Below are 11,943 nucleotides of genomic sequence, written 5' to 3' on the forward strand. Positions count from 1 at the left end.
AAATGGAAAGCCAAACATCATCTGTTTCACAAGCATTAACTAATGAACTTGGATAAAGGTTATAATCCTCTATGTGGTCTGTAATTAATGTGAAAGTATCCATTTCAGATTCACAGCCATAGTTAGAGGTATGAACAAGGGTGTATTCTCCTGCTAAATTCACCCAAATTGTATCACTACTCCCCTCTTCCTGATAATTGTAACTCCATGTATTTCCATACTGCTGAGTACTTATTAGCATCACTGAATCTGTAGAACAAATCTGATTGTTTACATCTAAAATCTCTGCAACAGGTTGAGGGTGCTGAACCACCAAAAGCGTATCTTTATTTAAACATACACCATCATTACGTGTAAGAATAATTTCATCCGTTTCATGAACAAGGTAACTGCTTGAGTCTACTGTAGAATTTGTAGTTTGAGAATACCATTCCAAAGTGGTGGTGGCATTTATCCACAAGGAATCATTTTCACATATATCAAGATCTAAAACCGTGTCAATTTCTAAGGTTGGAATAACATGATAATTTAAGCTAAATAAACTATCGAAACTACATAGTTGATTTCCATAATTCACTTCTAATAAATGTGTTCCTTGTGCTATACTATCGATGAACAATAAGTTAGAAGTAGAATCTACGAGTACTGAGTTAAAGGTCCAGTTTACATCATCTACATAATCCCCTGTAAGTTCTATTTCAAGAATTGAATCACCACAGTAGACAGAATCAACTGGCAATATACCTTCAACCCAATCACACATAAAAAGCTCATGTTTAGTTTCATTTGTATGAATGGGAGGATTGGAATCGAAATAAATACTAGCCTTATTTTTTATGACCTGATTTGGAGCAATATTAGGAATGATAGGGATTCTATACTTAACAAACCCCATACTTTCGTAATAATTCGCCCCTGTATCTGGTAAATTGATATTATTAAATTTAAAACGAACAATATCATTCTCATCAATTTCCACAACACAATTATGGGATGTAGATAATATTTGTAACCCATCAGAAACAACATAAGGCGACAATTGATCTACCACTACAATATTTGTAGCTGTATCATTACCCGTATTTTGGAAATTAATTGTGTAATCTAAGAATTGAAGTGTATCCAAAAAATACCCTTTTGAGGTGTACCCCATGTATGAAGGCACTTTATTATTCGGGTCATAAGCACAAGTAAGCATAGATGTATATTCATCGTGAATGGAAATATTTTGAGTATTAGATGAATCATATGCTATTATGTCTAATTCCTGAGTCAAATAATTCCCTATTGCGGTGAAATTGGGAGTTTCAATGTAAACCTCCACCAATAGCTCTTCAAAACTTGCTAAACTATCATACATCCAATAATAAACATTGTTGGCAACTGAGTCAAACATAGGAACAGCATCCAAAATAGAAACAGAAGTATCAGAGGTGAAGGATAGCATTCCATGTAACTCATTTACTCCTCGATTTTTCAAGGTCAACACCTGCTTGTATTCTGTATCACATTTTAAAGCAAGAGCATTCATGGTTCCCATTACACTCATATCCAATTTTGGTCGAATTCCAAAATCTAAACCTTGAATGTTCGGTTGGGTTGAATCTGAATAAACTGTGTAGGATAGAGAATCTGAGATTAATTCAAATACGGTGGTATCAAAACCCGGAAAAATATGATGATTCCCTTCTGGAACTCCAAAGGTATATACCCCCAAAGAATCAGTATATACCGATTGTAAATAATATTTATTTATAGGTATATGAGATACAAGCGGTTCATTCAAATTATAAACACCATTACTATCTTGATCATAATATACCCTTCCTGATATTGAAAATGGACTATAATTCCCTGAATTCTTACATATTATAATGGAATCACAAGGTCTATCTTGATAGACGACCAAATCTGGTAATAAGTCCCCATTAAAATCATCTAATACGTAATCGTATTTAGGTTGCATAAACCACCCGTCCAAAATTTCCTGCGTAAAGTTTAAAGATCCCTGATTCTTAAATATTTTCAGTTCTGAATCAACAGAACCATTCCCCTTAAAATAAAGAATATCCGTTAATCCATCCATGTCGAAATCCTTAATTTCAATTTGCATGGCGAAATCGTTTAAATTCGATAAATAAACAGAATCTGTAAACTCCCCATTTCCGTCATTCACAAAAATCCAAGTACCCCAACTCCCCCTAGGTACCACTAGATCAATTGCATTATCAGCATTTAAATCTCCGAAATATACATTTTCTGCTGTATTACATTTAGGATTTGATAAGGATGTAAAATTATTATTACCATCATTCATGAGATATTTCATATCATGATCAGCCGGAGTGAAACTTCCATTTTCTTGCAAAACAATAATATCCCTATAACCATCATTATTCATGTCATGAACTGCATAATTTTCAACAACATCATTTACAAGTAAAACGTCCGTAGAATAAACCATATTTCCGTTATTCACGCGTAAACGAAGTTTATCATCCTCTCCTATAAATAATATATCAAGGTCACCATCACTATCTACGTCTTCAAAAGAATAAAAGTCTACAGACATAGAAAATGGTAATGTATGAACTGGGAACACACCATTTGGACCGTCATTCTCAATCCAAATTAGTGTATCGTTTATATTGGTATATGTATTATACGATGCAAAAACAAAATCTTCTCGCCCATCACTATTGACGTCAAACACCTTTATTTCATCCGATGGAAAGTTTAAAGTATTTATATCGGCAACTGTTACCTGATTGGTAAGCAAATTGTGCTTCGATGATGCATAATACGATAACCCACGTAAACTTTTGGAAAAGGTAACGAGATCTTTAACTCCATCCTCATCCATATCAATACCCATTGCTTTTATAATTTGCCCCGTGTTATTATATATTTCGTGATAGATAAAAGAATTTCCATTTTGATTTTCTAGCCAAAAAAGTTCTCTTTTTCTATAATTCGTAACCAAAATATCCATGTCACCATCTGAGTCTATATCATTTAATGAAACGTTATAATCTGACATCGAAAAAGGGAGTCCATACATATTCAATGAACCATTGACTTGTCCCCAAATTGGCTCTTTTATAAACTCGGTACCATTATATTTTAATTTAAAAATTGTATCTCTAGAGGTACTAATTAATTCATCCACACCGTCTAAATCTAAATCCGCAGCTTGTACACCACTCATAGATGTTGATATAGGAAAACTTTGTATATAATTGCTTGTGTAATATGGTGGAAATAAAGAATCTGTTAGATTATCAAATCTAACATTTAAAATATTATTTGAGAATCGAATATAATCGGTTGTATTATTACCATTTATATCTGCTAATTCATAGGAAAATGTAGCATAATAATTGGCCGTTGAATGTGCTATTGCTTGTCTGGTATAACCAATCGAATCATTAAAATAAATATATACTGAATCATTGGAAGCTCTAGTATTTGTCCATATGTCTTCATAACCATCCTGATTAAGGTCTAAAAACTTATAATCAGCCCTAGAACTTTCATTCGAATTAAGACTAGCAATGTTAACACCAGAAGATATTACTCCAGAATTGTTCTCAAAAAAAGTCATTACGGAACCAGCCACTAGGATTATATCTGGAAAACTGTCATTTTCCTTATCTGTAATAAAAATGCGCTTTTTCTCCTGATTATAGGGAGAAAAATTACCTGCAATATAACCTTGTAGAATTTCCTTTTGACCAAAAATTCCATTTATATTTTCAATTACAACCAACTTCGAAGGATCTATCCAACCATCATCGATATAATCCATTGTTATTATCTCAGGGAATCCATCGTTATTTAGATCTTCCAATCGAAATTCTGATTTTAAACCACTTTTAATCTGTATGTATTGATGGACATTGAATTCATTGTTTCCATCGTTAAGTAATACTTCGATTCGCTTCAACAAAATGTTCTTCACCACAATATCCTTATGGCCATCTTGGTTAACATCCCCTATACATGTCTCGGGGTACCAAAATATATCATTAAAAACCGTTCTGTTTTCAAATTGTCCAAACACAATTCCACATACAAGTGAAAAAAGACTTACAAAAGAGAGTTTTAGGTGCATTTAATCCTGATTTTTTCAAAACACAAATTTAGAACAATCTTAACAAGATTACAGCTTTCCCACCCTTTATATCTACAATATTCGCTTTAGATCTTCTACGCATATTTCCTTTACTCCCGACATATCGTCATTAAATTCGTTTAGAACCTCAAAAGCATAATAAATACACAATCACCAAGTTTTAAAAATTAAAAACTGATTAAGACGATCTATTAATAGAAGATTGTATTAAAACAAAAAAGCCCGAAGCTATCAACTTCGAGCTTTTCTATACTTTTTTGTAAAATCTTATTTCTCCAAATCACCTTCCAGTGCATAAATTGCAAAACTTGCCAGCCAATGGCCTCCCATATAGTCGTCTCCTACTAAATTAGGAAGTGAATAAGCAATATGCTCTCGAGCGATGATGTTGAGGTGCTTTAATTCATTCAATTTTGCCAACTTCTGTAAATTCCAAGCTCTGCTAAAGTTCAAACCATCCAAGTGTACAAGTTGACCATCGGTTCTATCACTAACAATTCCAGTGTCCCACGTAAAATCCTTCTCAAACAGTTCTGGTAAGAACGCTTTTAACCACGGTCTAAACTCTTCTTGGGGCAAGATGCGTTGCATCAACGCTGCTTCTTCTAAACAAGGTGACAAAAAATCAGATCCGCTCGGTTCCCAACCTAAAGGACAAGCACTGGTTTTGATATCATCCATATAAAAATAACGTGCCCTATCCATGATCGCTTTTTTGAGTTCTACGTGGTCAACGGCCATTGCGTAATCAAAAGCGAAATTCAAGCCAAATGCCGTGTTAGAATGCTTACCTACGCGTTCTGGGTATTCCAAGCGCGGTAAGAAATCTAAATACTTCTGTACAATGTGCTCGGTTAAGGCTTTTAGGTTGTTACGCAGTTTTACCGCCAAGGTATCTTCCCATGTTAACAGTTCTAAGTCTAACTTTAACAACCAAGCCCAGCCGTAAGTACGCTCATAACTCCTGTTGATCTTTTTTTCAAAATACACCAATTCTTGGGCTATATTCTCTTTCGAAATACTTTGTTCTAATTGGTACCGTATGGTAGGTGCATGCGCCAAATCAGGGAAACTCTTTAAAAGTTTTACCAAACTCCAATGACCATGAACTGCAGAATGCCAATCAAAACATCCATAAAAAGCAGGATGCTCTCCACGTGGCGTAGAAAATGAACTATCACTCTCCAACACCATACTCGGTTTATTAGGATATTGCTGACCTATACAATTCAAGGGTAGTTGCGCCAACAAATTTGCCTGATCTAAGGTGAGCTTTGTACTATCTTGCAATTTTTTCATTTTCTCTTCTACGTGCTTATTGCGCTCATTCATATTGCAAGAAGTGAGTACCAATACCAGGGCAAAAAATCCAAATAATACTTTCATAAAAATCAACTTTGGCTTAAAAATAGAAAATATAACGTTCATTGGGCTACCTGCCCTTTCCATTTCCTTCCAAGGGCACCAGGCTATCCACTGTACTCCCTTGTGCCAACAACATGTTTAAATAGTCTTGTACAAAGCTTCTGAGGTCGCTTTGCCCATCCTTTTAAACGCGTGTTTTTAGCCCAAGCGGGTGCCGTTACTATCCTTGGTAGATAAATAAAAAAAGTCCCATCCAAATTAATGAATGGGACTTTCAATATATAAAACTTTCGATTAACCGTTCAATGCTTCCGCACCACCTACGATCTCTAAAATTTCGTTTGTAATTGCTGCCTGACGTGCTTTGTTGTAAGACAATGTCAAATCTTTCTTCAATTCAGAAGCGTTATCTGTTGCCTTGTGCATAGCTGTCATACGTGCTCCGTGCTCAGAAGCGTTAGAATCTAACAATGCTTTGAACAATTGGATTTTCAATGATTTTGGAATCAAACTTTCAACGATACCCGCTTTTGAAGGTTCGAACATGTACTCTGTAGAAGCAGCGTCATCTTCTTGAACCGTTGGGATAATTGGTAAGAATTGTTCGTTCTCTACCGTCTGCATAGCAGCGTTAACAAACTTGTTGTATACCACAACAATTTTGTCGAACTCACCATCCATAAATCTATCCATTAAGAATTGTGCTAAATCTGAAGAACGTTCAAATGTTAAATCATTAAACATTTCATCAGCTTCACCAACTCCTTCAGGTCTGTAGTTCATTTCGCTTCTTTTGAAAGCGTCATTTACTTTTTTACCAACTGCTAATACTTTCGTATTACAAGCTGCAAACTCACCCGCTAAAAGTGCATTTACTTTTTTAATGATGTTGTTGTTAAAAGCACCACACAAACCTCTATTCGATGTTACCGCAACAATCAATACATTTTTCATTTCTCTTTCCTCCGCATACGCATTTTCAGAAAGGTCTAATGTAGCACTCAAGTTACCCAAGATATCTTGCAACTTCTCAGCGTAAGGACGCATTTTAGTAATTGCATCTTGAGCTCTATTTAACTTAGCAGCAGAAACCATCTTCATCGCCGATGTAATTTGCATCGTAGATCCGATAGATGTAATTCTGTTTTTTATTTCTTTTAAGTTTGCCATCTTATGTAGTTATGACTTTTGAGTTAAGAGTTATGAGTACTCGTTTTGATAATCGCAACAAGTATTCTGATTAACTCTTCACACTTATCTTTTAACTCTTTAGTATCAATTTTTAGAGAAACTTCTATTAACTCCAACCAATACAAGCTTTCATCAGCTTCTTTTAAAGATATACTCATCTTATGAATAAAATCTTTACTGCTAAAACCTCGTTGGGCTTCTCTAATATTCGCTCCGACACTAGTGCCAGAGCGAATTAATTGTTTTGCTAGTTCGAATTCTTCGTTAGCCTTTAAAACTTTTGAAAATTTTACGATATCCACGGCAAAATCAAAACTTTTGCTTCTTATTGGACTTTCGTTTATCTTCAATACTCTTAACTCCTAACTTATAACTCTTAACTATCTAGTATTTAGAAGCGATCTCTTTCGCTACTTTAGCTAATGTATCAGTTACTTCGTCAGTTAATTTACCTGCTCTTAATGTATCAAGAACGTCTTGGTGTTTCGCTGATAAGTAATCTAAGTACTCAGTTTCGAAAGCTTTCACTTGGTTCACTGGTACATTTTGAATCAATCCTTTAGTACCTACGTAGATAATAGCAATTTGCTTCTCTACTGGGTATGGATCTCCTTCTTTTTGTTTCAAGATCTCTACGTTTCTAGCTCCTTTATCCAATACTGCTTTAGTTGCAGCATCTAAGTCAGAACCGAATTTCGCAAAGGCCTCTAATTCTCTGTATTGTGCTTGGTCTAATTTCAAAGTACCTGCTACTTTCTTCATAGACTTAATCTGAGCGTTACCCCCTACACGAGATACCGAGATACCTACGTTAATCGCTGGACGGATACCAGAGTTGAACAAGTCAGACTCCAAGAAGATCTGTCCATCCGTAATAGAAATTACGTTTGTTGGGATGTATGCAGAAACGTCACCAGCTTGAGTTTCGATAATTGGAAGGGCAGTTAAAGATCCTCCTCCTTTTACCTTACCTTTCAATGACTCTGGTAAGTCGTTCATTTGAGATGCAATTGTATCATCGTTGATGATTTTTGCAGCACGCTCTAATAATCTTGAGTGTAAGTAGAAAACGTCTCCTGGGTATGCCTCACGACCTGGAGGACGACGTAATAATAATGATACCTCACGGTATGCTACGGCTTGCTTAGATAAATCATCAAATACGATTAATCCTGGACGCCCCGTATCACGGAAGTACTCTCCAATCGCTGCACCTGATAATGGCGCGAAGTATTGCATTGGAGCTGGATCAGAAGCGTTTGCCGCTACAACAACTGTATAAGCCATTGCTCCAGCTGCTTCTAATTTATTAACTATACCTGCAACGGTAGAACCTTTTTGTCCAACTGCTACGTATACACAGTAAACTGGCTCTCCTTTGTCGTAAAATTCTTTTTGGTTGATGATCGCGTCAATTGCAACAGTTGTTTTACCTGTTTGACGGTCACCAATGATCAACTCACGTTGTCCACGACCAACTGGGATCATAGCATCTACTGACTTGATACCTGTTTGTAACGGCTCAGTTACTGGCTCTCTGTAGATTACCCCTGGAGCTTTACGCTCGATTGGCATCTCAAATAACTCACCAGTGATTTCACCTTTACCATCGATTGGATTACCCAAAGTATCAACTACACGTCCAACCATACCTTCACCTACCTTGATAGATGCGATCTGACCTAAACGTCTTACAGTATCTCCTTCTTTTACTTGGCTTGAACGACCAAGAAGTACAGCACCAACGTTGTCCTCTTCCAAGTTCAACGCCATACCTCTTAAACCACCATCAAATTCGATAAGTTCACCATATTGAACTCCGTTAAGTCCGTAAATACGTGCGATACCATCACCGATTTGTAGTACAGTACCTACTTCTTGAAGCTCTGCTTCAGATTTGTGACCTGAAAGCTGTTCTCTTAAAATTGCAGAAACTTCTGCTGGTTTTACATCTGCCATCTTTTATCCTTTTTATTTGACTTTTGGCTAAGCCAAATTATCGTGTTAAACGTTGTTTTAAATCCTTAAATTGACGAGAAACTGAAGCATCTATTTGCTTGTCTCCCATTCTTACAACAAAACCTCCAATTAGAGATTCGTCAATTTTTTCCTCTACTTCTAATTCGCCTTTGATAGACTCTCCAACTTTTGCCAAAATTTGAGCTCTAACTTCTTCGTCTAATTTCGTAGCTGTTGTGATAGAAATAGGAACAATTCCTTTGTGCTCTTTCACTTTCGCTCCGTAAGACATTGCTATTTGCGGCAATAAAACTTCTCTACCATTTTTGGCTATCAAAGCTACGAAGTTTTTCGTAATATCATTAAACTGTGTAAATACTGCGTTTAAGATATCTACTTTTTTATCCGCCTTAACAATTGGGCTACTCAAAAGTAACTCTAATTCTCTGTTTTCTAAAACAGTAGAAAGGAAAAAGTTCATATCATCCTGAATTGCATCAACATTATTCGTGTCGATTGCCAATTCTAACAATGCTTGCGCGTATCTTGATGCTGCTTTTGTCCCTTTCATAATTCTAGTTTAAGCTAATGTCCTCAGCCATTTTAGATGCAAGTGCTTTTTGCTTCTCATCTGTAGCTAACTCACCACGAACTACTTTCTCAGCAATTTCGATAGCGATTGCAGCAACTTGAGTTTTCAATTCAGCGATAGCTGCATTTTTCTCACCTGCGATAGTTTCTCTTGCTGAAGCTAATACTTTGTCAGCCTCTGCTGAAGCTTTAGACTTCGCATCCTCGATCATTCCGTTTGCTGTTGCTTTAGCATCCTTAATCATCGCGTCACGCTCTGCTCTTGCTTCCTGCATCATAACGTCGTTCTGTGCAGTTAATTCTTTCATTTTTGCCTCAGCCTTTGCTGCTGCTTCAATTGCGTTTTGAATTCCTTCTTCACGCTTGCTTAAACCTTCTAAAATTGGTTTCCAAGCAAATTTCCTAGCTAATAATATTAATATTACTAAGATGATTGCTTGCATGAAAAACAAGCCTATCGAAAAATCACCTATTAACTTCTCCATTATTGAATTGTATATGGTTTATTCTAAATTTCTTCTTTTTTGTTCTTAGTAGAAATTGTGTTGTAGTAAGCAACCCTTACCACAACACAATATTCTAATTTGTTTTTGGATTATTTTCCAAGGATTAAAGCACCGAATGCTAAACCTTCCAAAAGTGCTCCAATGATAATCATTGCAGTTTGGATTTTACTTGCTGCTTCTGGTTGACGAGCAATTCCTTCCATTGCTTTACCACCGATGTTTCCAAGACCAAGACCTGCTCCGATTACGATTAATCCAGCTCCAATTAAATTTAACGACATAGCTAATTTATATATTAATTAAACAAAAAATACTTACTAATGATGCTCCTCAACTGCCATTCCAATGAACAGTGATGATAACATCGTGAAAATGTAGGCCTGTAAGAAGGCTACTAAAAGTTCTATCAATGAAATAAACAATGATAAGAACAATGAAATCGCTGTTGATCCAGCAGCTCCAAACTGAGCTTTCAATACGATAGTTAATGCGATTAACGACATTAATACCATGTGACCCGCAGTGATGTTTGCAAACAAACGAATTAATAATGAGAATGGCTTAGTAAACATTCCCAATACCTCGATTGGTGCTAAAATGATTTTCATTGGTACAGGAACGCCTGGCATCCAGAAGATGTGACCCCAGTAGTTTTTATTACCGCTGAACTGTACAATTACGAAAGTGAATAAAGCTAAACATGCTGTTACTGCAATATTACCTGTTACGTTAAATGCTAATGGAGTTAAACCTAATAAGTTCAATATCCAGATGAAGAAGAATACAGTTAATAAGAAACTCATAAACTTCTTGTAGTGCTTCTCTCCGATGTTAGGACGAGCGATTTCATCTCTAACGTATAATACTAATGGCTCTAATACTCTTCCAATACCTGTTGGAACTGGACCTCTTTTGTAACTTCTTGCCAATGCGCTAAACATCCAGATCATTAACAAACCTGCTACCAACATACCCAATACGTTTTTCGTAATAGAGAAATCGATTGGTTGTCCTAAGTCAGCGTGACCTTCTGCGTCAGTCTTAACAACTTTTCCGTGTGCCAATTTGAAGTATGCTCCGTTGCTTTCTGCAACAGTCTCTCCGTGGTGGAACTTAGATGACATAAAGAAGTGCATCCCTGTTTCACCATCCCATAAGATTACTGGTAATGGAAATCCGAAGTGCGTACCTTTTTCATTATCTGAGAATAAAACGAAATCGTGTGCATCCTGCAAGTGGTGCTCTTTGTACGCTTGAATTTCTTCTTGCGTATCAATCATTCCTTCGTAACCGTGTCCACCGTGATCTGCGTCATGCTCACCATGCGCCTCTTCGTGCCCTTCGTGTGCTTCGTGTGCTTCTGCGTGAACTGGAGCATTATGCTCCCCTTCGTGACCGTGTTGCTCATTCGCAAAAGCGAATGTTGTACCGATCGTAAACATCAAACCTATAAAAAACCTGACAGAATTTTGTGCTAGTGTCATAATTCCCAACTGTATAAAAGTATATCTTCGAAATTTTGGTGCAAAAGTACACAATTAATTAGAAATACAAACTATTTTTTTTCAATTCACAGATAGCTTTCCGAGAAATTAAAAAGCTTGTACATTAGGTTTTGTTACAGCTAGGCGCAGAGACTCCGTTATTTATCCTCTTGCTGCAAAACGATAAGTGCCAAAACGCTTTCCATAATGACGAAAAGAAATAATGGGATTACAATAGAGACTCTTGTAGACATTGACAGGGTATCAATATCCATTTCTCCTCCAAAGAAGAGCACAAGAAAAACACCCATCTTCATAGTTAGTGCAACAATAAAAACCATTAATATTTTATTGGGCACAAAAATTTTACCTACCTCCAAAAGGAGATAGGTAAATAATGTTCCGAATCCGAAGAAGTAATAAAGCTTACTGATTTGAAGATCTACTTTAAAGTTATTCTTCTCTACTATGCTCAGGTGTATCATCTCACCTAAAAAAAGCGTCGCTATAATAATTGCAGAAACAATTACCATACGCTTCACCACACTACTCTTCATCGTCTTGATTACTTAATTTGATTACTTGTCTGATAATGGAATATATGGAACCAAACACTACAAATAAGGTGACCACCTTATAATAGGATATGTGCTCAGAGGGATATTTTTTATCCAACCATTCTCCAATTAAACTTCCCAGCCATATGGATACC

At 36.2% G+C, this 11,943-nt stretch carries 11 protein-coding genes; all 11 read right to left on the bottom strand.

Features of this window, described 5'->3' with window-relative positions:
* On the bottom strand, positions 1-4,114 hold a 4,114-nt coding region (locus R3333_RS07500), incomplete at its 3' end, for an FG-GAP-like repeat-containing protein (RefSeq protein WP_318958169.1).
* 288 nt (positions 4,115-4,402) lie between these two features.
* A complete protein-coding gene (locus R3333_RS07505) occupies positions 4,403-5,521 on the bottom strand; it encodes a DUF2891 domain-containing protein (protein WP_318958170.1) in 1,119 nt (372 codons plus the stop codon).
* 273 nt (positions 5,522-5,794) lie between these two features.
* Positions 5,795-6,670 (bottom strand): ATP synthase F1 subunit gamma, encoded by an 876-nt coding sequence (gene atpG, locus R3333_RS07510; RefSeq protein ID WP_318958171.1) that lies wholly within the window; start codon positions 6,668-6,670, stop codon positions 5,795-5,797.
* Between the two features lie 23 nt (positions 6,671-6,693).
* Positions 6,694-7,041, bottom strand: coding sequence for a four helix bundle protein (locus R3333_RS07515; protein WP_318958172.1), 348 nt, complete (start codon positions 7,039-7,041; stop codon positions 6,694-6,696).
* Between the two features lie 34 nt (positions 7,042-7,075).
* Positions 7,076-8,650 carry a F0F1 ATP synthase subunit alpha gene (atpA, locus tag R3333_RS07520; protein ID WP_318958173.1) on the bottom strand — a complete coding sequence of 525 codons (1,575 nt, stop codon included), beginning with the start codon at positions 8,648-8,650 and terminating at the stop codon, positions 7,076-7,078.
* A gap of 37 nt (positions 8,651-8,687) precedes the next feature.
* The gene (atpH, locus tag R3333_RS07525; protein ID WP_318958174.1) at positions 8,688-9,221 is read right to left on the bottom strand and encodes an ATP synthase F1 subunit delta; all 534 of its coding nucleotides are present in this window, start codon (positions 9,219-9,221) and stop codon (positions 8,688-8,690) included.
* A gap of 4 nt (positions 9,222-9,225) precedes the next feature.
* Positions 9,226-9,726: a F0F1 ATP synthase subunit B gene (atpF, locus tag R3333_RS07530; RefSeq protein WP_318958175.1), complete on the bottom strand. Its 501-nt coding sequence runs from the start codon at positions 9,724-9,726 to the stop codon at positions 9,226-9,228.
* Positions 9,727-9,836: 110 nt separating this feature from the next.
* Positions 9,837-10,028, bottom strand: coding sequence for an ATP synthase F0 subunit C (gene atpE, locus R3333_RS07535; protein WP_318958176.1), 192 nt, complete (start codon positions 10,026-10,028; stop codon positions 9,837-9,839).
* A gap of 36 nt (positions 10,029-10,064) precedes the next feature.
* Positions 10,065-11,231, bottom strand: coding sequence for a F0F1 ATP synthase subunit A (gene atpB, locus R3333_RS07540; RefSeq protein ID WP_318958177.1), 1,167 nt, complete (start codon positions 11,229-11,231; stop codon positions 10,065-10,067).
* Positions 11,232-11,389: 158 nt separating this feature from the next.
* Entirely contained in the window at positions 11,390-11,788 is a 399-nt protein-coding gene (locus tag R3333_RS07545; protein WP_318958178.1) for a DUF6168 family protein, read from the bottom strand.
* Positions 11,778-11,936: an AtpZ/AtpI family protein gene (locus R3333_RS14670; protein WP_413468679.1), complete on the bottom strand. Its 159-nt coding sequence runs from the start codon at positions 11,934-11,936 to the stop codon at positions 11,778-11,780. The genes R3333_RS07545 and R3333_RS14670 overlap by 11 nt, the downstream gene beginning before the upstream one ends.
* Positions 11,937-11,943: the final 7 nt, after the last annotated feature.

The organism is Lishizhenia sp. (assembly GCF_033720595.1).
Taxonomy (GTDB): domain Bacteria; phylum Bacteroidota; class Bacteroidia; order Flavobacteriales_D; family Crocinitomicaceae; genus Lishizhenia.